This is a genomic window from Symbiobacterium ostreiconchae, assembly GCF_055396975.1.
The window spans coordinates 88,363-111,552 of record NZ_AP042454.1 but is presented as its reverse complement, the minus strand read 5'-3'; the positions used below and the strand labels follow the sequence as shown (position 1 = coordinate 111,552).

General features: G+C 66.4%; 19 protein-coding genes and 1 tRNA gene. All 20 read left to right on the top strand.

All coding sequences use genetic code 11. From position 1 onward, the window contains the following. Positions 1-140: 140 nt before the first annotated feature. The 20 genes from ACZ5UM_RS00540 (at position 141) to ACZ5UM_RS00445 (ending at position 22,989) form a co-directional block, all read left to right on the top strand. The gene (locus ACZ5UM_RS00540; protein ID WP_464846141.1) at positions 141-1,643 is read left to right on the top strand and encodes an ISLre2 family transposase; all 1,503 of its coding nucleotides are present in this window, start codon (positions 141-143) and stop codon (positions 1,641-1,643) included. Between the two features lie 185 nt (positions 1,644-1,828). Next, a complete protein-coding gene (locus tag ACZ5UM_RS00535) occupies positions 1,829-3,289 on the top strand; it encodes an ISLre2-like element ISSyth4 family transposase (protein WP_464846139.1) in 1,461 nt (486 codons plus the stop codon). Between the two features lie 158 nt (positions 3,290-3,447). After that, positions 3,448-3,523 (top strand) — tRNA-Val (locus ACZ5UM_RS00530). A 215-nt stretch (positions 3,524-3,738) separates the two neighbouring features. Beyond that, on the top strand, positions 3,739-5,421 hold the full coding sequence (locus ACZ5UM_RS00525; RefSeq protein WP_464846136.1) for a stalk domain-containing protein: 1,683 nt from the start codon (positions 3,739-3,741) through the stop codon (positions 5,419-5,421). A gap of 505 nt (positions 5,422-5,926) precedes the next feature. Continuing rightward, a complete protein-coding gene (locus tag ACZ5UM_RS00520; RefSeq protein ID WP_464846133.1) occupies positions 5,927-6,910 on the top strand; it encodes a phosphotriesterase family protein in 984 nt (327 codons plus the stop codon). Between the two features lie 32 nt (positions 6,911-6,942). Then, positions 6,943-7,866: a shikimate dehydrogenase family protein gene (locus ACZ5UM_RS00515; RefSeq protein ID WP_464846129.1), complete on the top strand. Its 924-nt coding sequence runs from the start codon at positions 6,943-6,945 to the stop codon at positions 7,864-7,866. Between the two features lie 210 nt (positions 7,867-8,076). Then, positions 8,077-9,129 (top strand): sugar ABC transporter substrate-binding protein, encoded by a 1,053-nt coding sequence (locus ACZ5UM_RS00510; protein ID WP_464846125.1) that lies wholly within the window; start codon positions 8,077-8,079, stop codon positions 9,127-9,129. A 115-nt stretch (positions 9,130-9,244) separates the two neighbouring features. Continuing rightward, positions 9,245-10,273 (top strand): Gfo/Idh/MocA family oxidoreductase, encoded by a 1,029-nt coding sequence (locus ACZ5UM_RS00505; protein ID WP_464846123.1) that lies wholly within the window; start codon positions 9,245-9,247, stop codon positions 10,271-10,273. Between the two features lie 14 nt (positions 10,274-10,287). Then, a complete protein-coding gene (locus ACZ5UM_RS00500; protein WP_464846119.1) occupies positions 10,288-11,784 on the top strand; it encodes a sugar ABC transporter ATP-binding protein in 1,497 nt (498 codons plus the stop codon). Continuing rightward, a complete protein-coding gene (locus ACZ5UM_RS00495; protein WP_464846116.1) occupies positions 11,781-12,770 on the top strand; it encodes an ABC transporter permease in 990 nt (329 codons plus the stop codon). Before ACZ5UM_RS00500 ends, ACZ5UM_RS00495 begins: the two co-directional genes overlap by 4 nt. 28 nt (positions 12,771-12,798) lie before the next feature. Beyond that, a complete protein-coding gene (locus ACZ5UM_RS00490; protein ID WP_464846114.1) occupies positions 12,799-13,542 on the top strand; it encodes a GntR family transcriptional regulator in 744 nt (247 codons plus the stop codon). 79 nt (positions 13,543-13,621) lie between these two features. Beyond that, positions 13,622-14,191, top strand: a complete 570-nt coding sequence (locus ACZ5UM_RS00485; RefSeq protein WP_464846112.1) for a glucose-6-phosphate isomerase — start codon at positions 13,622-13,624, stop codon at positions 14,189-14,191. Between the two features lie 16 nt (positions 14,192-14,207). Then, positions 14,208-15,230, top strand: a complete 1,023-nt coding sequence (locus ACZ5UM_RS00480) for a zinc-dependent alcohol dehydrogenase (protein ID WP_464846109.1) — start codon at positions 14,208-14,210, stop codon at positions 15,228-15,230. A gap of 16 nt (positions 15,231-15,246) precedes the next feature. Further along, complete coding sequence (locus ACZ5UM_RS00475; RefSeq protein WP_464846107.1) at positions 15,247-16,203, top strand: phosphoglycerate dehydrogenase; 957 nt, start codon at positions 15,247-15,249, stop codon at positions 16,201-16,203. 43 nt (positions 16,204-16,246) lie between these two features. Then, complete coding sequence (gene xylB, locus ACZ5UM_RS00470) at positions 16,247-17,773, top strand: xylulokinase (protein ID WP_464846105.1); 1,527 nt, start codon at positions 16,247-16,249, stop codon at positions 17,771-17,773. A 13-nt stretch (positions 17,774-17,786) separates the two neighbouring features. Next, positions 17,787-18,437, top strand: coding sequence for a bifunctional 2-keto-4-hydroxyglutarate aldolase/2-keto-3-deoxy-6-phosphogluconate aldolase (locus ACZ5UM_RS00465; RefSeq protein ID WP_464846103.1), 651 nt, complete (start codon positions 17,787-17,789; stop codon positions 18,435-18,437). Positions 18,438-18,442: 5 nt separating this feature from the next. Next, positions 18,443-19,315 (top strand): sugar phosphate isomerase/epimerase family protein, encoded by an 873-nt coding sequence (locus ACZ5UM_RS00460; RefSeq protein ID WP_464846100.1) that lies wholly within the window; start codon positions 18,443-18,445, stop codon positions 19,313-19,315. Between the two features lie 10 nt (positions 19,316-19,325). Further along, positions 19,326-20,360: a Gfo/Idh/MocA family oxidoreductase gene (locus tag ACZ5UM_RS00455; RefSeq protein ID WP_464846098.1), complete on the top strand. Its 1,035-nt coding sequence runs from the start codon at positions 19,326-19,328 to the stop codon at positions 20,358-20,360. A 4-nt stretch (positions 20,361-20,364) separates the two neighbouring features. After that, the gene (locus ACZ5UM_RS00450) at positions 20,365-21,405 is read left to right on the top strand and encodes a zinc-binding dehydrogenase (RefSeq protein ID WP_464846095.1); all 1,041 of its coding nucleotides are present in this window, start codon (positions 20,365-20,367) and stop codon (positions 21,403-21,405) included. A 21-nt stretch (positions 21,406-21,426) separates the two neighbouring features. Continuing rightward, positions 21,427-22,989 (top strand): xylulokinase, encoded by a 1,563-nt coding sequence (locus ACZ5UM_RS00445; protein WP_464846092.1) that lies wholly within the window; start codon positions 21,427-21,429, stop codon positions 22,987-22,989. Positions 22,990-23,190 lie beyond the last annotated feature (201 nt).

The following is a 23,190-nucleotide window of genomic DNA, read 5'->3' as shown; positions in this document are numbered from 1 at the left end:
AAGTTTGGCCGCAGACTGCGCGGCACTGCTTTGAGTAACATCAAATTGGGGCAAGCAGGACCTGCGAACCTGAAATAGTAAAGACCTCCCCTGAGTGGCCACACACTCAGAATCCCGAAGGATTCCGTGGGGGAGGTCCTATGTTCAAGGTAGCGGATTCTGTGACGTCCTTCAAGGATCTTGTTCAGTGGCTGTTGGAGAAGCTGGCGGCGGAGTTCTGCCGGCAGGTTGAGAGGGTGCTGGCCGAGATCGAGAACCAGCGGGAGCGAGACGAGAGCTTGAAGGGGTGGGAATCGATCGGGCCGCGTGAGCGGACGCTGGTCAGCCTCTTCGGGATGGAGATCCGGTTACAGCGCCGTGGCTACCGACAGCGGCGACCGGACGGCAGCTGGGCGTACCGCTATCCGCTGGACGAGATGCTGGGGCTGCTGCCGGAGGAGCGCTTCTGCCCGCTGGTGCAGGAACTGGCGGTGGAGCTGGCGGCGAGGATGTCGTTTCGCGAGGCGGCGACTGTGCTGCAGGAACATCTGAAGGTACCTGTCAGCCACCAGGAGGTGCACCGGTGGCTGCAGGAGGCGGGACAGGAGCGGGATCGGCAGTTCCGTGAAGAGGTGCAGGCGGTTTTTGAACGGGGTCAGGCACCTGAGAGCGAAGGCCGTGGCGCTGAGATGGTGGTGATCGAGGCAGACGGCATGTACATTCCGCTGCAGCGGGAATGCCAGAGAGTGGCGGAGTTGAAGCTGGCCGTGATGCACGAGGGATGGGAGGCCGAGAGCCCGGCAGGCGAGCGGTTCCGGTTGGTGAACAAGGCGGTCTGGGCCGGGTACATGCAGGCAGAGGCGTTTTGGGAGCGTGGGGACATCTGCTTTGCCCAACGGTACGACCCGGAGAAGGTAGGACGGGTGATCGTAAATGGCGATGGAGCGGAGTGGATCAAGGAAGCGCGAAAGCACTTCCCGAACGTGGAACTGTACCTGGACCCGTTCCACCGGAATCGGGCAATTCGAGAGGCGCTCGGCCTTGCGCCGGATCTGGTCAGGCGAGCGCTGAATGCGGTGCGCAGCGGGGACCTGAAGGGTCTTGGGCGGGTGTTGAACGAGGCGGTGGCTGCGGCCCCGGGCGAGGACCAGGTAAAGCGAGTGTGGGAACTGCGGCGCTACCTGAAGGCGAACTGGGACGGGCTGCTGGATTGGCGCGGCGGCCCAAAGCCTGCGCCTGAGGGGGCGAGAGGTCTCGGTGCGGCGGAGGCCGAGATTAACCATGTCCTTGCCGTGCGGATGACAAAGAAGGGGATGAGCTGGGGAACGAGCGGGGCGCACCACATGGCGCAGATTCGCGCTCTGGAGGCCGAAGGACAGCTCAAGCACTGGCTGGACGGATGGCAGAAGCGGCGCTGGCCCGAGGTGAAGGCTGTCGACAGGCGCCATGCCCCGAGCCGGGTCATCGAGAGGCTATCCACGACGGACCCTGCAAGCTGGTTGGCGGCACAGCTGCCGCTGTTGGCGAGCGCGGCAGGAAACAGCGAACTGGGCCGGCGATTGAAGCGTCTGGCGCAGACCGTGCCGACCTCAGAACTCATCTCCCGCGGACAGCCGACTCCGTGGCGCAGCCGCATGATCCCCAACCGGCAGGCGAGTGCATAGCAGGTGCAGGATGGGGTGTGACCAGGGGCGCGCTGTGCCGCAATACTTGCATTCGCAATTGCTGAACGAACACTCAGGGAGAGGAACCTCACCCCACTTTGACTTGGCAGCTACGCGGCACTGTGTGTGAGTAAAGTTTTCGTGGGTAGGCCACAACATTTCTGCTGAAAAAAGCAGGACGAGAGATGGCCCCTTCCAAAAGTGTTGTTGCTGGGAAACAAACACCAACACAGGGAGGGTCATCTCTCGTCATGGTTGAGATTCGTGCAGACAACGGCTTTTCCTTTGAGGAACTTGAAAGTGGTGTTTGGCAGCAGGTAGTGGAGTGTTTCCGCGAAGTGCTGGTTGAGGCACTCTCGCGGGTGGACACTTTGCTGTATGAAAACCGGGACGCCCAGCGGTATGTGTTCAAAGAGATGCGGTCCCGCACCCTCATGACCAAGTTTGGCCCGATCACATTCAAGCGCCGCTACTACTGGGACCAGGAGGAAAAGCGCTTTGTCTTTCTGCTGGATGAGGTGCTGCAGATCGCGAAGCGGCAGCGGGTGAGTGAATCGGTCAGGGCAGATGCGGTTGAAGCTGCAGTGACGGCCGGATCGTTTCGGGGTGCGGCAGCAGAGCTGGGGCGGCGGGACTGTCAGGTTTACGTCAGCCACGAGGCGATCCGGCAGTGGAGCATCGAGACGGGAATGGCCCTTGCGGCAGCGCAGAAGCAGCGGCAGGTGACCGAAGGGGGGACCCGCAAAGTCCGCTTCCTGTACATCGAGGCGGATGGATTCTGGCCGGGTCGTCAGCGCGGCAAGAAGGCGGAAGTGCGGCTGTTCGTGATTCATGAGGGTTGGGTAGAGCGAACCCCGGCTGGTACGGAGTACAGGCTGGTAAACCGCCGCGATTTCATTCCCGACAGCGGACGGGACAGCTGGGAGCAGTTGAGCGAGTTTCTGGAGAGGGAGTACGATCTCAGCGACACGTGGGTGATCATCAACGGGGACCGGGCCCGGTGGATTCGGGAGGGCGTGACGTGGTTTCCGAAGGCGCTGTACCAGATCGACCGGTTTCACCTGAAGCAGGAGCTAAACCACGTGCTGCGCCACCAGCCCCGGCTCCTGGAACGAGCGAACGCTGCGCTGGAGACAAACGACGCCGGAGGATTGCTGGCGGTACTGGAGGAAGCGCGTGCTGCTGAGACCGACTCGAAGCGTCGTGGAGAGATCCGCAGGCTGGTGGCCGACCTCAGGACGATGCCGGAGTCGATACGGGACTACCGCGTCCGACTTCAAGAGCGGGGCGTCAGCGTGGAAGGGTTACGCGGCCTGGGTGCAGCGGAAGGGGCGGTGGAGCGGTACTCAGCACGGCTGCGGAAGGTCGGCCGGAGCTGGTCCGAGAGGGGCTTGAAGGCGATGATGCACGTGCTGGCCGCCTACTTTCACGGCACTTTGCGTGGGGCCGTGGAGATGGTGGAACGCCAGCTGGGACTCGAATCACTGGCTGCAGTTCGGGAAAAGGTGCGGCACCGGGTCGTGGAGACCGTGGGGCAGGGCATTGAGGGAGTCCGCCACGGGCGCATGCCGATCTTGTATGCCGGTCGGAACGCCAGCGGCGGATACTCTCGGATGCTGAGGGCGGCCGCCGGCTTCACCAAGTAGAAGAGGCAACAGACGCATTCGGCGCCAATTCATGAACCAAAATCATACAGAACACTTTTGGAAGTGCGACGTACCCACTTTCACTTGACAGACCCCGGCACTGTGCGGCACTGGACACTGCTATCGCGGCATGTTAAAATACTGTTTGCTTGCGTAACGGTCGCTTAGCTCAGTTGGTAGAGCACGTGCTTTACACGCATGGGGTCGGGGGTTCGAGTCCCTCAGCGACCACCAACTGCCACAAGGGTTTGAGGTGTTCGCCCGAACACCGAATGGGGCTCGGTCGGTAACCGGTCGGTAACCGGCTTCCGATCGGCCCCGCAACCTGACCGGCCGGAGATACCCTGCGGGGTAGCTGGTCGGTAACCGTTGCTTTCGGCGGCGGCCGGTTCATCCTCACGGGAAGCCCGGGCACGTGGCTCGGCCAGTGGTCGGCGGATGGCTGGCGGATGCGGAAGACGCTGGACCGCGAATTCAGCCACGTTTCCTACGCAAATGGCTGGTTCTGGCTGACCGGCGGCAGCGTCGCCTTCCGTTCCGCTGACGGCGAACGCTGGGAGAAGCCGTTCCGGGACCCGAGGGCCTGGCCTGCAGAAACGGATCTTCCTGAGGTCACGGAGTTTGACGATCGACTGGGAAAGGTGCGCTACGGTCCTTACGGCTACATGATGATCAAAGACCTTGGGCACTTGCTGGTCACCCCGGATGGAAACCAGTGGAGCGTACTTCCCGTATCATCAGGGCTCCTGCCGGAGGGCGACATGGCGTATGGCGCCGGCCGCTTCGTGGTCGCCGGATGGTGGGGCGAGTTGCTCGCCTCTGAGGACGGGGTGAACTGGACCCGGGTCGACGAGACTCTGATCCCGGACCCCGTGTCGGTGAAGTTCGTAGGGGGCCAGTTCATCCTGAACGCCCGACTGGACGGCGGTTACCTGAATTACGTCACCTGGACCTCCCTCGACGGCAGGACGTGGTCCCGTGCGCCCACGGTACCGCCTGAGGCCGCCTGGGCGGTCTACGGGGCCGGCCGGTGGGTGGCCCAGGCACAGAAAGGCGGCGTCTGGATTTCGGCGGACGGGCGCCAGTGGGAGTGGGTTCAGACCGGAATCAAACACCGGGGGATCGTGTACGGAAACGGCCGGTTCCTCAGCATGACGGAGGACGGGACCCTCGCCATGTCCCTGGACGGGATAGCCTGGACGACGCACGCCGCCCCTCCGGGTGACGAGCTGGCCAGCCTCAGTTTTGTCAACGATCGTTTCCTGGCCGAGCAACGCGGCGGCGAGCCCGGAGTCTTCGGCGTGAAGCCTGTCATTGCGATCCTGTCGTCCTTCGATGGGATCACCTGGGAGGTCCTGCCGACCAGTGGGCCAGGGCTGCAGCCGCGCATCATCACCTACGGGAACGGGCGCTATGTGGCCTACCGGCCCGTCCGGGTGACCGGCCAGACAGACCCGCTGACGGGAAGCAACATCGCGCAGTTCGGCCTCAGCGTCTCCTCCAACCTCAAAGACTGGCAGGACACGCTCGTGTTGGAGGTCGGCAGTCCGATCATCACGTTTGGCGACTTCATTAACGGCCAGTTCATGTTCGCCGATACCCAGGGGTCGGTGTACACCTCCCTCGACGGCGTTCACTGGCAGGTCACTGCACCGCGCCAGCGGAGGAGCGCTTCCTGGCAGATCGCCTACGGGAACGGGCGGTACGTCCACGCCGGGGAAATGGGCGTTCTTGTCGCCGACGGGCCGGGGTATGCCGCCAACAACCCGCCGGTTCCCTCGCCGGACATCGGGGTGCTCCTGAACGGCGAACCGGTCCCGGTGGAGGTCGTCGTGCTGGACGGCCGGTCGCTGGTACCGGTGCGGGCCATCGCGGAGCTGATGGGAGCGGAGGTCCGGTGGCAGCCGGAGAGCCGCACCGCAGAGATCGTGCAGGGGGAGCGGGAGATCCGGCTCACCATCGGCGTCTCCGAGGCTGCCGTCGACGGGGAGCGGATCCTGCTGGACACTCCCCCGGTCATCTGGGCCGACCGGACCCATGTGCCGCTCCGGTTCATCGTGGAGACGCTCGGCGGGGAGGTCCGCTGGAGCGGCGCTAGCCGCACCGTGGAGATCTTTCACCCGGCGATCTAGCAGTCTGCCTGGCAGGTCGGGGCCTGTTGCCCGGCCTGCTTTTTCGTGCGCGCCGGTCACTTGATCTGTTCGTCTATCGACGCACGCCGGTGGCGCTAACTGGTATGAGAGAAAACCGGAACTAACGAGTCATACCGGGCTGTTGTGGTTTTCTGCTATACTGAGGTAGGCACCGGCGGGAGCTGCACCGCGGGCGCCGCCGGGCGTCCGCCTGCGGGACTGCGCCCGGCTGCCGGCCGCCGATAGGCCACAGGCCCGCCGCCTGCTGGGACGCCACCCCCCGGCCGGCCGCCGGTCTGATCACCGTCAAGTACACATCCCAGGAAGTCTGAATAGAAAACTGCGGGTATTTCCGAGAAAAAACACGGGTAGGGAGGAGGAAACTGGGGGCGCTCCAGAACCTAACTTGTAAAGACAAGTGGACATGTTGACATCATGACAACAAGGCAACCAGACAACATGACAACTTCGGTCTACACATCCGCACAACGAAGGTGGTACCCACATGGACCAAGTCAGCACGCCAAACGGTCGGCAGCCACCCAACCCGGCGGTGATCACCGTGCTCGGACCGCGTCCCTCCCGGCCCGCCGGCGTTGTCGATGCGCACGCCCACCTGTGGATCAGCCCTCCCGAGGGGGTCCAGGCCGCCGATGCCCCTGTCCTGGCCGATGAGCAGGCCATCGTCGCCGAACTGGCCGAGCTGCGTGCGGAAGGCGGCATCGGGGCCGTCGATTGCCAGCCCCCGGGGGCCGGAAGGGATCCGGAAAAGCTGGCGGCCATCTCCCGGGCGACCGGTCTGGAGATCGTGGCCTCCACCGGCTTCCACCTGGAGCGCTACTACCCGCCGGACGCCTGGACATGGACCGCCTCCCCGGAGGAGCTGGCCGACCGGTTCGCTGCGGAGCTGACCCTCGGTATGGAGTCGCCCGACGGCCGCCGCACCGCCCACCCGGCGGGCGTGATCAAGACGGCCCACCCCGGCGCGCTGACCGACCCGCGCTACGTCCGGCTCTTCGCCGCCGCCTGCGAGGCGAGCCGCCGGACCGGGGCGGCCATCCTGGTGCACACGGAGCAGGGGCGCGGGGTGGAAGGGCTCGTTGAGTTCTTCCTGCGGGAGGGCATCTCTCCGACCCGCGTGGTGCTCTGCCACGTGGACAAGCGCCCGGACCCGGCGCTGCACCGTGAGCTTGCAGCCGCCGGCTTCCTGTTGGAGTTTGACACCTTCCTGCGGCCCAAGTACGAGCCCGAGACCCGGGTCTGGCCCCTGTTGGAGGGCCTGCTGCAGGAGGGGGTTTCCGGCGCAGTTGCCTGCGCCCTGGACCTGGCCGATGCCGCCCAGTGGCGGTTCCGCTCGGGCGGCCCGGGAATGCTCGGCCTGATTCGGATCGTTCGTCCCCGCCTTGAGCGACTGGGCGTGGCTCCGGAGGAGATCGCCGCGCTGCTTGGCGGTAACATCTACGGCCGCATCGCCAGGCCGGCGGGGTAATGTTCCAGTTCAGCAATGAGAGGCGGAGTGACATGGAAAAGTATTTCGGCTTCATCGGAGTGACGACCGGACAGTCTGCCATCATGCGAGTGTTTCCTGCCTGGGCCGAGTATCTGGGACTGAAGGACGTTCGGATGAAGGGGTGCGACATCCCCATCGGCGCACCGCCTGAGCGGTACCGGGAGGTCGTGGAGGGCATCAAGGCCGACCCGAACCACCTGGGCGCCCTGGTGACGACGCACAAGATCGACCTCTACCGCGCCTGCCGGGACATGTTCGACTACCTGGACCCCTACGCGCAGATGCTGGGAGAGGTCTCCTGCCTCTCAAAGCGGGGCGCGAGCTTCCAGGGGCACGCCAAGGACCCGATCTCCTCGGGCCGCACCCTGGACTCGATGCTGGAGCCCGGCCACTGGGGCCGGACCGGCGGCGAGGTGCTCTGTCTGGGCGCCGGCGGCGCCGGCATCGCCATCTCGCTTCACCTGATGACCCGGCCTGACCCGGCCGACCGCCCGCGCCGGATCGTGGCGGTGGACAAGGACCCCGACCGGCTGGCGTCGATGCGGCGGATTCTCTCGGCGCTGGATTCCGACACCGAGGTCGAGTACATCCTGAGCGCCGAGGCTTCCACCAATGATGGGCTGATGGCCGCCCTGCCCCCCTGCTCGATGGTGATCAACGCCACCGGCATGGGCAAGGACAGGCCAGGCTCTCCCATCAGCGACGAGGCCCGGTTCCCCGAGCGGGGCATTGTCTGGGAGTTAAACTACCGGGGTGCGCTGGACTTCCTGCACCAGGCCGAGCGCCAGGCACAGGAGCGGTCCCTGCAGATCCACGACGGCTGGATCTACTTCATCCACGGTTGGACGTCGGTGATGGAGCAGGTCTTCGACATCGCCATCAGCCCGCAGCAGTTGGCGGAGATGTCGACGATCGCGCGCAGGGCGTTCGCGTAACCCGGAAGGTGCCATTATGGGATTGCTGGTCACGGGAGGTGATAGACGCGCACGCTCCGGCGCCGTTTCCGCAGGCCGGGGAGACGGTGTCGGGGTACCCGAGTGCGCAGCCGAGGCAGCATTTGGCATGGAGGGACACGTAGGAGAAGCCCCGGCCTGGCAGTTGGCAAGCGAAGACCACAAGGCACTACGTAGAAGGAGGATGCTTGAATGAGTCTGCGCCGTGTTGTTGCCGCGTTGATGACGGTTGCTGTCGTAGCGATGGTTGCTGGCTGTGGTGGCGGTTCGCAGTCCGGTTCGACGACCACTCAGGGTAACACCCCTCAGCAGACTTCCGGTCAGGCTTCCGGTGGCTTCCAGCAGAAGGGCGAGAAGCTGCGCATCGGTTTCTCCCAGTACACGATGGGTGCTCCCTACTTCGCCGAACTGGCTGCCGTCATTCAGCGTGAGGGCGAGGCCAAGGGCTATGAGGTGTTCGTGACTGACGCCCAGAACGACATGACCAAGCAGCTGGCTGACGTGGAGGACCTGCTCGCCAAGAACATCGACATCCTGATCTTCAACCCGAAGGATCCCGTGGGTGCGGTGCCGGCCGCGAAGGCTGCCCAGCAGGCGGGCGTGCCCGTCATCATCGTGGACAGCTCCATCGACGAGTCCGCTCCGTACGTCACGACCATCCAGTCCAACAACTACGAGAACGGCCTGCTGGTCGGCGAGTGGATCGCCAACGCCATGAAGGGCAAGGAGATCAAGATGGCCCTGCTGTCCGGCTCTCCCGGCAACCCCGTCGGCATGGCGCGGCGTGACGGCGTCTTCTCGGGCATCATCGAGTGGCAGCTCCGCAACGTCGGCAAGGCCGGCTTCGAGATCGTGGCCCAGGGCTGGGGCGAGTGGGGCGAGCCGCTCGGCCAGTCGGCGATGGAGGACATCCTGGTCGCCCACAGCGACATCAACCTGCTGCTGTGTGAGAACGACTCCATGTGCCTCGGCGCCATGAAGGCCATCGAAGAGGCCAAGCTGACCGACAAGATCCTGGTCACGGCTGCTGCCGACGGCCAGAAGGAAGCCATCAAGCTGATCATGGACGGCAAGTATGGCGTCACCGGCCAGAACAGCCCGGTCCTCGTCGGCAAGAAGGCCATCGAGGTCGCCAGCAGGATCGCCGCCGGCGAGACCGACTTCCCGAAGATCACCTACACCGAGCCGCGTGCCATCACCAAGGAGAACGCAGCCGAGTGGTACGACCCGAACGCCGGGTTCTAATCTCACGACTCCAGGTCTACAGCCCTTAGGACGAGGCCCGGGGGGCCGCACTGGACTGGCCCCCCGGACCTTCCTAAACACGAACGGGTTGCTCTTGCATGAGGAGGATAAGGGCATGGCTGACGCGGTAAGAGTGGCAATCATCGGCGCAGGGCGCATGGGCATCAAACACGGTACCAACTTCGCGAAGTATGTTCACGGGTCGCAGGTCGCGTACGTCGTCGACTCCGACCGTGAGCGTGCGGACAAGCTGGCGGCGGAACTGGGCACCCGCAGTGCCTACGACGTGGACGCGGTGATCAACAGCCCGGACGTCGACGCCGTCGTCATCAGCACGCCGATCTTCACGCACAAGGAGTTCTGCCTCAAGGCCGCTGCGGCGGGCAAGCACATCTTCTGCGAGAAGCCGCTCGCGCTGACGGAACGGGATGCAGAGGAGATCGTCGAGGCCGTTGACCGTGCCGGCGTCAAGTTCCTCATCGCCTTCATGAGCCGCTTCGACCGTTCCTTCGAACTGGCCAAGGAGAAGCTGGAACAGAACGCCATTGGCACGCCGGTGTTCGTGCGTTCCACCGGCCGTGACCCCGGTCTGCCCCCGGTTCCCGGTTGGGGCTCCGACCCCGAGGCGTGCGGGGACATCGCCTTCGAGCTCTGCTCGCACGACTACGACCGGATGCGGTGGCTCCTGAACGATGAGGTCAAGTCCGTGTACGCCCGCGCCGCCATTCTGTCTTCCAAGGACGTCGCCGCGAAGTGCGGCGGGAAGATGATCAACGACACGCTGGTCGTCCTCGTGGAGTTCACCCGCGGCACCCTGGCGGCGGTGGACGGCCTGCTCAACATCAAGTACGGCTACGACGCCCGGGTGGAGGTCGTGGGCGACCAGGGCTTCATCTCGGTGGGCGACGTGCGGTACGTCGACGTCGGCGTGGCGACCGGCTCCAAGGAGTACAGGGTCGGGGTCGCGCCCTCCTTCCTGGACCGCTTCTACGAGGCTTACATCAAGGAGGCGCAGCACTTCGTCGACTGCATCCTCCACGACCTGCCGACCCGCGCGAACGCCCGCGACGGGCTGGAGGCAGTCCGCATCGCTCTGGCCGTCAACGAGTCCATCAAGTCCGGGCGGCCCGTTACTCTGCGCTAGGGGGGTGCGCCGTCTTGGCGGAACCGTACCGTGTGGAGATGAAGGGCATCAGCAAGTCCTTCGGCGGCGTGCGGGCCCTGAAGAATGTGGATCTGGCCGTGCGGCCGGGTGAGATCCTCGGGCTGGTGGGCGAGAACGGAGCGGGCAAGTCCACCCTCATGAAAATCCTCTCCGGCGCCCTGCAGAAGGACCGGGGCCAGATCCTGATCGACGGGAAACCGGTGGAGATCCCCAACCCCCGCGCCGGGCTGGAACTGGGGATTGCGATCATCTACCAGGAGTTCGCCCTGGTCCCGGACCTGACGGTCTCCGAGAACATCTTCCTCGGCGCAAACCCCGGCGCGGTCGTCAACTGGGAGGCGCTGCACCGGCGGGCCGGGGAGGCCCTGACCAAGCTTGGATTCGACATCAACCCCCGGCTGACGGTGCGGGAGCTGAGCGTCGCCCACCAGCAGGTGGTGGAGATCGCCAAGGCGCTCACCCGGAACGCCCGGATCCTGGTTCTCGACGAGCCGACCGCCGTGCTGGCCCCGGCGGAGGCCGAGCGCCTGTTTGAGCTGCTGGGGGATCTCAAGCGGGCCGGCATCAGCATCATCTACATCTCGCACCGTCTCGACGAGGTGTTCCGGCTGTCCGACGAGATCACGGTGATGAAGGACGGCGAGGTCGTCGGGACCATGAAGGCCTCCGAGACCAACACCAGCGAGATCATCTCCATGATGGTCGGCCGGGAGCTGGCCACGCTGTTCCCGTCCCGCGAGGTGACGATCGGCGAGGAGGTCCTGCGGGTCGAGCACATCTCCGTGGGGAACCGGGTGAAGGACGTCTCCTTCAGCGTACGGGCCGGCGAAGTGTTCGGCATCGCCGGACTGGTGGGCAGCGGCCGCACGGAGTTGGTGCGGGCGATCTTCGGCGCCGACCGCCGGGATTCGGGGCAGGTTTTCCTGGACGGCAAGCCCGTCGTGATCAACTCGCCTGCCGCCGCGGTGCGCCTGGGGATCGGGCTGGTCCCGGAGGACCGCAAGACGCAGGGGCTGATCCTCGAGCACGCCATCCGCACCAACGTCACCATGCCCTGTATCTCGAACGTGATGCGGGCACTGGGGTTCATCGACTTCAAGAAGGAAACGGAAATCGTCGAAGACCAGGTCAAGAAGCTGTCCATCAAGATCGCAAGCATTCAAGACCCTGTGTCCAGCCTGAGTGGCGGAAACCAGCAGAAAGTCTCCCTTGCCAAGTGGTTCGCCTCTAACAGCCGGGTCCTGATCCTCGATGAGCCTACTCGCGGCGTGGATGTCGGCGCGAAGGTAGAGATCTACGACCTGATCAACCAGGCGGTGAAACAGGGAGTAGCGGTTATCTTCATTTCGTCGGAACTGGAAGAGGTCGTCGGCATGTGTGACCGTGTGCTGGTCATGAGCCGCGGAGTTCCCCGGGGGTTCCTTGAGAAACCCGACATCTCGGAGAAGAACATCATGCGTTTGGCAGTTGGCGAGGAGGCTGCGTCGTGAAACCCAACGAAGTGCAGGCGAAGCTCGGGGAGGCACCGGCGAACGGGAACGGAAAGCGCCAGTCCCAGGTGATCACCTTCCTGGCGAAGTACAGCGTTTATCTGATCTTCGTGCTGCTGGTCATCCTGTCGAGCCTGGTGTCCGACGTGTTCTTCACAGAGCGCAACCTGTTCAACCTGCTCCGGCAGGTTTCGGGTCTGGGCATCGTTTCCATGGGCATGCTCATGGTCATCCTGACGGGCGGCATCGACCTGTCGGTCGGCTCCATGATGGCGTTCGGCAGCGTGCTCTCCGCCAAGTTCCTGCTGGACTACCCGCTTCCCGTCGCCGTGCTCCTGACGATCCTGATCGGGGCAGCAATGGGCGCTTTCTCCGGTGTTCTGGTGGCGGCCCGCGACATGGCCCCGTTCGTGGCGACGCTGGCCACGATGACAATCGCCAGGGGCCTGGCGTACATCGTCTCGAAGGGCCGGCCGATCCCGGCGGTCAACCAGGCGCTTGACTCCTTTGGCAACGGGTACTGGATGCACATCCCGAAGCCCGTGCTGCTCATGCTCGCCGTCGTGGTCGTCACGTGGATCCTGCTGCGATACACGACCTTCGGTCGCATGATCGCGGCCATCGGCTCCAACGAGAACGCCGTTCGGCTGGCCGGCATCCGTGTGGCGGGGTACAAGTTCGCCACCTACGTCATCACCGGCGCCCTTGCCTCCGTCGCGGGCATCATCAGCACCTCCCGCACCGGCGTCGGGTCGCCGATGGTCGGCAGCGGCCTGGAGCTGGACGCCATCGCGGCGGTGGTCATCGGCGGCGCGCCGCTGATCGGCGGCCGTGGCAATGCGCTCCACACCCTGATCGGCGTGCTCATCCTGGGGCTGATCGGCAACATCATGAACCTCAAGGACATTCCGGCCTACCCGCAGCAGGTCATCATGGGCCTGATCATCGTCGCGGCCGTGCTGATGCAGGGGAGACAGAAGTCTTAGCAACCTAGGCAGGGAGGTGGACGTTTCCGTGCGTGAGGGACCATCCTCCGTATTTGACCCCAAACTGCCTATCTACTACCAGTTGATGGAGATCTTGCGGGACGAGATCGAGAAAGGGCAGTACAAGCCTGGAGACGCCCTGCCGTCTGAGAACGAACTGACCATCCGTTTTGGGGTCAGCCGCCCGACCGTGCGGCAGGCGGTGAACGAGCTCGTGCGCGAGGGACTGCTCTACCGGATCAAGGGCAAGGGGACCTTCGTGGCGCAGCCGAAGATCGTGCAGGACTTCTTCCAGAAGCTTCTCAGCTTCGCCGAGGAGATGCGGGAGAAGGGCCTGGAGCACCGCACGGAGGTGCTGGGCCTGGACGTCAGGCTGCCCCAGCAGTCGGTCAGTGAGCACCTGCGGCTGCCTTACGGCCGGAAAATCATTCGGCTCGAGCGCGTGCGGTTCATCAACGAGGAGCCGATTGTCCACGTGACCTCGTACATCCCCTGGGACTACTTCCCGGGCATGGAGGCGCTGGATTTCACCAACCTGTCGCTCTACCAGGTCATGGAGGAGAGGTGGGGCGCCCGCGTGAGCATGGCCCGCCGCTGGCTCGAGGCCGTGCCGGCCACCGCAAGGTCCGCCGGCGTCCTGAAAATCCGCGAGGGCGCGCCCGTACAGCTGTGCCGCACGGTGACCTGGGACGACAAGGGCAGGGCCGTCGAGTACTCGGTGGCCAGCTACCGGGGCGATCGCTCCCAGTTCATCCTGGAACTCCGCAGGTAGCGGGCGGCAGCCGGCAAGGTGTACCGCAACGTAGGACCTGCTGAAGGAAGATCGACGAGAAACAGGAGGAACGACACCGATGTTTGCTCCCTATGCCGCACAGATTGACCTGTTTACCGGAAAGATCGGTGTTCCCGCCATTCCGTACACGCGCCGCCTCAGCGACCTGAAGGGGTTCGCCGCGGACGAGGCCGCACTGCAGCAGATGATCGAGCAGGATGACCAGATCGTCTACGAGGTCTACGAACTGCGCACGCCGGAGGAGTCGGGGCACCTGCACGCCTGCACGACGATCATCCACCCCGGCAAGATCGGCGATGAGTACTTCTTCACCAAGGGCCACTTCCACGAACGGCGCGGTACGGCGGAGATCTATACCTGCCTCAGCGGTGAGGGCTACCTGCTGCTCCTGTCGCCTGAAGGGGAGACGCAGGGGATCCACATGACGCCCGGCACCTGCGCGTACATCCCGCCCTACTGGGCCCATCGCACCGTCAACTGCGGGAAGACCGACTTCGTCTTCTACGGCGTGTGGTTCGCGGACGGCGGCCACGACTACGACACCATCAAGGACCGCGGCTTTTCCAAGATCCTCGTGGAGCGCGACGGCAGGCCCGCGCTCGTCGACAACCCGAAGTGGGCCAAGTAAGGCTGGAGGGATTGGCATGATCAGAGCTAACTTGGTAGCGCCTAAGCAGTTCGTCATCGAAGAAGTGCCCATTCCCGAGCCCGCCGCCAATGAGGTGCTGATCCGGGTCAAGAACTGTGGCATCTGCGGGTCCGACGTTCACGCCTACCACGGGCGGCACCCCTTCATCTCCTGCCCCATCGTGCTGGGCCACGAGTTCAGCGGCGTCATCGAGGGCCTGGGCCCCGGCGCCGAGGCGCACGGCCTCTCCCGCGGCCAGCGGGTCACCGTGGAGCCGAACCTGGTGTGCGGGAAGTGCTACAACTGCCGGATCGGCCGGTACAACATCTGCGACGAGCTGAAGGTCATCGGCTGCCAGAGCACCGGCGCCTACGCGGAGTACCTCATCGTGCCCGCGGCCAAGGTGGTTCCGCTGGCGGACTCCGTCTCCTTCGAGCACGGCGCGATGATCGAGCCCCTGGCCGTCGGCGTGCGCGCCTACCGCCGGGCAGGCGTCGGCCCCGGCGACCGGGTGCTGATCATCGGCGCCGGCACCATCGGCCTCATGACCCTGATGGCCGCCAAGGCGCAGGGCGCCCAGGTGCTGGTCAGCGACCTGGTGCCGTTCCGGCTCGACGTGGCGAAGAAGCTGGGCGCCGATGCGGTGGTCAACTCCGGCGAGGAGAACCTGGCCGAGGCGATCCGGCAGTTTGCGCCGTACGGCATGGACGCCATCATCGAGTGCGTCGGCGCGGCGGCGACCATCCGCCAGGCGGTGGAGCTGGCCCGCAAGGGCTCCCGCATCGTCATCGTCGGCGTGGCGAGCGGCGATGTGCCCATTCCCATGAGCCTGGTGCAGGATCGCGAGCTCGAGATCGTGGGCGACCTGATGTACACCCGCGAGGAGTTCGACCTGGCCCAGCAGATGGTGGTGGAAGGCAAGGCGAACTTCCCGCTGGTCCTGTCGAAGACCTTCGCCCTGACCGAGGTGGCTGAGGCGTTCCGGTACATCCAGGCGAACGAGACGACCACGCTGAAGGTCATGCTCAACATCGGGTGACGGGAGGAGGACCATCATGCCTTTCGAGGTCCTGGTGACCCCCCGCTCACTGCGGAAAGGGCTGTCCCGGTACAGTCACCTGTTGGACGAATACGGGCTCGTGGCTCGTCTGCCACAGGCGGAAGGCCGGCTCACGGAGGATGACATCGCCGAACTCATCGTCGGGGCCGACGCGATGGTCGTCGGCCTCGAGCCGGTGACCCGGAAGGTCCTGGAGAAGGCCGACCGGCTGCGGGTGATCTCCAAGTTCGGCGTCGGGGTGGACAACATCGACCTCGATGCAGCCAGGGAGCGGGGCATCACCGTCACCAACACGCCCAGCGCGAACTGCAACGCGGTCGCCGAGTTGGCCGTCGGGATGATGTTCGCCTTGGCCCGGCGCATCCCCCAGCAGGCCTGGCAAGTCAGCCAGGGCAACCCCGCGAAGATCACCGGGGTCGAGCTGGCGGGCCGGATCCTGGGGCTGGTCGGGCTCGGGTCCATCGGAACCCTGGTGGCCACCAAGGCGAGCAGGCTCGGCATGACGGTGCTGGCGTACGACCCGTATGTGAGCCCGGAGAAGGCCGCTTCGCTGAACGTAACCCTGGCGGGTCTGGATGAGCTCCTGAGCCGGGCGGACTTCGTGTCGCTGCACTGCCCGCTGACGCCGTCGACCCGGGGCATCCTGGGCCGCCGGCAGCTGGAGTCCATGAAGCGCGGCTCCTACCTGATCAACACGGCGCGGGGCGGGCTGGTCGATGAGGACGCCCTGGCGGAGCTGCTGCTGCGCGGGCACCTGGCCGGCGCGGCGGTGGACGACGTGGCCGCAGAGCCGATCACGGAAAGCCCTCTTCTCAAGCTGAAGAACGTGATTGTGACGCCGCACGTAGGTGCCTCAACCCAGGAAGCCATTGATGCGATGTCCACGGAGGCGTTGAAGAACGCGGCGGATGTCCTGCGCGGACTCCGGCCGGCCCACGTGGTGGTGGGGTAGGCCGCGCCCAACCGGGACAGACGCCCTCTCGGGGGGAGATAGCATGGCCAGTGAAGTCTACGTTCTCGCTTGCGACCTCGGAACCACTGGTAACAAGGCCACCCTGTACAGCTCCTCCGGCGTCGTCAAGGCCGCCACGTTCGCCGGATACGACGTGCACTATCCCCGGCGGGGCTGGTCGGAGCAGGATCCTGAGGCCTGGTGGCAGTCGGTCTGCCAGGCGACGAGGGAACTGATCGCCAAGGGCGGGGTCAGCCCTTCCGACATCGCGTGCATCGTGTTCAGTGGGCAGATGATGGGCTGCGTGGCCGTCGACCGGAACGCCAAGGCCCTGCGGCCCGCCATCATCTGGTCGGACGTGCGCGCCGAGCGCCAGGCGGCCCGGCTGGCGGATGCGGTGGGCGCGGCCAAGGTCTACCAGGTCACCGGCCACCGCTGCAGCGCTTCGTACTCCGGTGCGAAGATGATGTGGGTCAAGGACAACGAGCCCGAGGTGTACAAGAAGACCCACAAGTTCCTGCAGGCGAAGGACTACATCGTGGCCCGGCTCACCGGGGAGTTCGTGACGGATCACTCGGATGCCTCGGGCACCAACCTGTTTGACCTGAAGGCCCTGGACTGGTCCGAGGAACTGGTTGCGGGGGCCGGGCTGGACCCGGACCTGCTGCCCCGCAGCGTGCCCTCCACCACGGTGGTGGGCAAGGTGCTGCCCGAGGCCGCCCGGGAGACGGGGCTGGCGGCGGGCACGCCGGTGGTCATCGGCGGCGGCGACGGCTCCTGCGCGGCCGCCGGCTCCGGCACGATCCGCCCCGGGATCGCCTACAACTACGTAGGTTCGTCCTCCTGGATCGGCCTCGCGACCACCGAGCCGATCTACGACCCCAAGATGCGGACGTTCAACTGGGCGCACGTTGTGCCCGGGCTGTACAGCCCGACGGGGACGATGCAGGCCGCGGGCGCCTCGTACCAGTGGCTGCGCGACGTGATCTGCGAGTATGAGAAGGAACTGGCGCACCGGCAGGGCGTGAGCGCCTACAAGCTGATGGACGAGGCCGCCGCGTCCGTTCCGGCCGGGTCGGAAGGGCTCATCTACCTGCCTTATCTCCTCGGAGAGCGGAGCCCCCGCTGGAACCCGAGCGCCCGGGGCTGCTTCTGCGGCCTGACGATCCGCCACACCCGGGCGCACATGGTCCGCTCGGTGCTGGAGGGCGTCATCATGAACCTGGCCATCATCCTGGACGCCATGCGCGAGCAGGGCGTCGAGGTCAGCGAGATGCGCGTGATCGGCGGCGGCGCCAAGGGCGCGGTCTGGCGGCAGATGATGGCGGACATCTACGGCTGTGAGATCCTGAAGCCCACGCTCGTCGACGAGGCGACCTCCCTGGGGGCGGCCGTCACCGGCGGCGTCGGGGTCGGGCTCTTCCCGGACTTCAGCGTGACCGAGCGGCTGGTGGAGATCGAGGATCGGTGCTGGCCGAACGAGGCCAACCGCGCGACCTACGCCCGGCTGAGGAACCTGTTCGAGCAGTATTATCAGGCCCTGGAGCCCGTATTCAACACGCTGGACTGAGGGGGCAACTGCGGTGACCAAACGGCTGAAGACGCTGCAACGAATCGTGGACGGCGGGCTTGTTCCGGTGGTGCGCGCCGAGAGCGCCGAGAAGGCGCTCCGGCTGATCGATGCGCTGCTGGCCGGCGGGGTTCGGGCGGTTGAGGTGACCATGACGATTCCCGGCGCCATCGGCGTGATCGAGGAGCTGCGCGGGAAGCTCTCCGGCGACATCCTTCTCGGCTGCGGCACCGTGCTCGATGCGGAGACGGCGCGCATGGCCATCCTCGCCGGGGCGGAGTTCATCGTGTCGCCGGCGCTGGACACCGAGACCGTGCGGCTCTGCCACACGTACGACATTCCGTGCATTCCCGGCGCCATGACCCCCAACGAAATCATCAGGGCCATGCAGGCGGGCGCCGACATGGTCAAGGTCTTCCCTGCCGCCCAGCTCGGCCCTGCCTACATCAAGGCGGTGAAGTCTGCGCTGCCGCAGGCTCCGCTGATGCCCACCGGAGGTGTGAGCCTGGATAACATCGCCGACTGGATCAAGGCCGGTTGCGACGCGGTGGGCGTCGGCGGCGAGATGACCGCCGGGGCCAAGACCGGCGACTACGAGCGGGTCACCGCAACCGCAGCCGAGTTTGTGCGCCGCGTGGCGGAAGCCCGGGCCCAGGTGAGGTGATCGCCATGTTCCGCTACTCGCTGAGCAACTGGACCTGCGGCCGGGAGCCGATCGCCGAGACGTTCGAGCGGCTGCACCGGCTGGGGTTTGACGGGATCGAGCTGACCGGCGAACCCGAGCGGTACGACGTGAACGAACTGGCCGCCCTGTCCCGGCGTTACGGCCTGAAGATCTTCTCCGTGCTGGGCCAGTACCCGTGGCCCGGGAACCACGACCTCGCCAATCCGGATCCCGAGGTCCGCAACCAGGCGGTCCGGTACCTGGTGGACTGCTGCGAGTTCGCCAGCCGGATCGGCGCGGGCATCGTGGTGGTGCTGCCCTCCTCGGTGGGCAAGCTTGCGCCCGTGCGATACACCGGCGGCAGCGCCGAGGAGTACCAGCTCGCCTTCAACGAGGAGTGGGACTGCGCGGTGGATGCCATCGGGCGGGCGGCCCGCCGGGCGGAGGAGCTGGGCGTAATCCTCTCCGTCGAGCCCATCAACCGGTACGAGACGTACCTGGTCCGGCAGGTGGAGCAGGCCCTGAAGATGGTCTGGGACATCGGCTCACGGGCCGTCCGGATCCAGCTTGACACCTTCCATATGAACATCGAGGAGCCCGACATGGTCGCGGCCGTGCGCGCGGCCGGCGACCTGACGGTGAACATCCACATGGCCGACAGCCACCGCGAGGCCGCCGGCACCGGGCACATCGACTTCCGGGCCATCCTGGCCGAGTTGATCAGGCTTGGCTACGACGGGCTGCTGACCATCGAGCACGTGCCCGCGGGGTCCGACGCCGGCGTCCTGATGGGCATGCCCAACTTCCCGGAGCTGCGGGAGCGGTTCGCCGCGACGGCCATCCAGCACCTGAAGTCCATCGAGCAACAACTGAGGTAGGTGTATTCGTATGGAACGGCTCAGTCAGGTCGGCGTCGGCCTCATCGGGGCCGGCCGCGCAGGCATGGTCCATGCCCGGGACTTCTTCACCAGCATCCCCGAGGCCCGGATGGTGGCCGTCTTTGATGCCAATGCTGAGGCTGCGGCCGCTGCAGCCAGTGAACTCAATGCGACGGCCTACACGGATCTCGACGCCTTCTACGCCAATCCGGACCTGGACGCGGTGGTCATCGCGACCCCGACGTTCACTCATGCCGACCACGTGGTGCGGGCGGCCCATGAGAAGAAGGCCATCCTGTGCGAGAAGCCGGTTGCCATCAGCCCCGAGGAAGTGATCCGCATGGAGGAGGCCCTGAAGGCCACGGGCGTGACCTTCCTCATGGCCTTCATGCGCCGGTTCGACGACAGCTTCATCCGGGCGCGTGAGGCCATTCAGAACGGCGAGATCGGCGACGTCATCCTGGTGAAGTCCACCGGCAAGGGTCCGGGCCTTGCGCCGCCCTGGTCCTGGGACATCCGCAAGTCCAACGGCGTGCTGGCCGAGGTGAACAGCCACGACATCGACTGCATCCGCTGGCTGACCGGCCGCGAGTTTGAATGGGTCTTCGCCCGCGGCGGCAACTTCCGCACGCCCGAGCTGCGGGAGGACTACCCGGACTACTACGACAACGTCGTCATGGTCGCCGGCCTGACCGGCGGCGTGCTGAGCACGGTGGACGGGGCCTGCCCGTCCGAGTACGGCTACGACGCCCGTGTGGAGATCCAGGGCACCGAGGGCGTGCTCTTCATCGGTAGCGTGGCCCGGCCGGGACTCACCGTGTGCACCAAGAAGGGCGTGACCGCCCAGACGATGAACTCCTGGCGGAACCTGTTCCGGGAGGCCTACGTGGCCGAGGACCGGCACTTCATCAACTGCGTGCTCGGCCGCGAGAAGCCGAAGACCACGCTGGAGGACGGCGCCCGGGCGCTGGCGGTCGTCAGGGCGGGCACCCGGTCACTGCTCTCGGGGAAGGTGGAGACGGTCGATGACTGGCGGGCTTCCTAGCAAGATGCTTGCCGGCGTCTACTGCGACGGCGCCTTTGCGCTGAAGGAGCGCCCGCTGCCCCGGCCCGGCCCCGGGGACGTCCTGATCAAGGTGGAGGCCTCGGCCTTCTGCGCCACGGACGCGAAGATCCTCACGGTGGGCCACCGCCAGATCGGGCCGGGGCAGGAGGTCATCATCGGGCACGAGTTCGTGGGCCGCGTGGCCGCGGTGGGAGAGGGGTCCGCCGTGCCCCTGGGCGGGCGGTTTGCCGTCGCCCCCAACGTCGGGTGCGGCCGCTGCGAGGCCTGCCGGCTCGGCCTGGACAGCCTGTGCGTGAACAACCGGGCCTACGGCATCAACATGGATGGCGGCATGGCCGAGTACGTCCTGATCGGGGCCGATGCGGTGGCGCGCGGCTGCCTGGTGCCGGTGCCCGAATCGCTGGATGCGCGGCTCGCCGTCCTGGCCGAGGCCATGGGCTGCTGCTACCGGGGCCTGGACTCCTGCGACCTGCGGGCGGGCGAGACCGCCCTCATCGTCGGGCTCGGTGCCATGGGCCTCTTCACGGTGATGCTGGCCAGGGCGATGGGCGCCTCCTGCGTCATCGCCAGCGACGTGCTGGCCGAGCGGCGCAGCCTGGCCCGCGACCTGGGCGCCGACGTTACGGTGGATCCGGCCTCTGAGGACGTCGCCCGGGTGGTGCGGGAGGCCACCGGGGGACGGGGCGCCGACGTGGTGATGGTCACGGTTCCGCGCGTGGATGCGCAGATGCAGGGGCTCCAGGCCGTCGGCCTCCGCGGCCGGATCAACTTCTTCGCCGGGCTCCCCAAGGGAACCGCCGTCGACGGCTTCCCGACCAACCTGCTGCACTACCAGGAGGTCCGGGCGCTGGGCAACACGGGGGCCCGCCCGCTCGACATGGAGCGCTGCATTGCCTTGATGGCCGCGGGGCGGCTTCCCGGGCTGGAGCGGATCGTCACCCACACCTTCGCGCTGTCGGAGATCGAGACCGCCGCCGCTGCCGTTGTGGCCCGCCAGGGCTTGAAGCTCGTCGTTGAACCGTAGCCTGGCGAGGAGGGGCTGACCATGGGCAAGGTCTACCTGGTTGGTTGCGACCTCGGCACGATGGGCGCGAAGGCGGCCATCTACGACACCGAGGGGCACCTGATTGCCGACGCGTACGAGGAGACCCCCATCCGGTATCCCAAGGCCGGGTGGGCCGAGCAGGATCTGGATGAGATTTACGGCTGCGCCGTCCGCACCATCGCCCGCTGCGTCGAGAAGAGCGGCATCAACACGGCGGACGTGGCGGCCCTGGCCTTCAGCAGTCAGATGTCGGGCATCGGCATGATCGACCGGAACTGGCGGCCCGTGGCTCACTTCGACAGCTGGCTGGACACCCGCTGCGAGCCGTACATCCAGGTGATGTCGGAGCACGCGCGGGAGATTACGGCGCTGAACGGTTGTCCGCCGACCTACGCGCACGGCCCGAAAATCCTTTGGTGGAAGCACGAGGAGCCCGAGGCGTACCGGGCGATCCACAAGTTCGTGGTCCCGTCCGGCTACGTGGCGGGGCGCTTCGCCGGGCTCCCGGCGGATGAGGCGTTCATCGACGACACGGTCATCCACTTCTCCGGCTTCGCCGACCTGCAGAACCGGCGCTGGTCCGACGACCTGCTGAACCTCTACGGCGTGGACGGGGCCAAGCTGCCGCGCATCGTGCGGCCCACTGAAATCATCGGGCGGCTCACCGCCGAGGCCGCGCGGGCGACCGGGCTGCGGGAGGGGACCCCCATCGCGGCCGGCGCGGGCGACCAGGCGGCCGGCTCCCTGGGCGCCGGCGTGGTCGATCCGGGCGACGCCTTTGACAGCGCGGGCACCGCCGCGTGCTTCTCGATCTGCGTCGGAGACTTCAAGCCGGACGTCGAGAACCAGATGGTGCTGTGCGCCCGGACCGCGATCGACGGGCGGTACTACGCGCTGTCCTTCATCCAGGGCGGCGGCCTGAACCTGCGGTGGTTCCGGGACGAGTTCGCCGCTGAGGAGAAGGCCCGGTGCGAGGCGGCCGGGGAATCCATCTACGCCTACCTGGACCGGCTGGCGAGCGAGGTGCCGGCGGGCGCCGGCGGGGCCATCTTCCTGCCGCACGTTCAGGGCCGGGTCCTGCCGCCGACGCCGTACCTGCGGGGCGCCTGGGTGGGGTTCACCTGGCACCACAACAAGGCCGCCCTCTTCCGGGCCATCCTGGAGGCGGTGGCGTTCGAGTATGCCAGCTATCTCCGGATCGAGCAGGACCTCGTGCCCGGCCTGACCTGCCGTGAGGTCAACGTCATCGGCGGCGGCGCCAGCAGCGAGCTGTGGTGCCAGATCAAGGCGGACGTTCTGGGCGCCGACTACTGCAAGCTGCAGTGGGCCGACGTGGGCACGCTGGGCTGCGCGCTGGTCGCCGGCGCGGCGGTCGGCATCTACAGCGACCTGGCTGCCGTGGCGAAGCGGATGGCCACGACCACCGAGCGCATCCGGCCCCGTCCGGAGTACCACGCTTTCTACCAGCCGTACGTCAGGGCGTACGGGCGGCTCCTGCGGGAGCTGAACCCGCTGTTCGCGGAGCTCGCCGCCCTGCCGCGGGAGCTGTCTGAGGCGAAATGAGGGGCTTGTGCGGATATGTGTTGGGCTGATCCCGGGTCACCTGCGTGACCGGGGATCAGCCCCTTCTTCTCTCAGCCATATCCGTCCCGAGGTTGGTGCGGGGGTACCGCCGGGGTGGCCGCTGGGTTGGCGCGGGGGCACCGCCGGGGTGGCCGCCCGGGGCGCCGCTGGGTTGCCGCGGGGCACTCCCAGGTCGTCCCG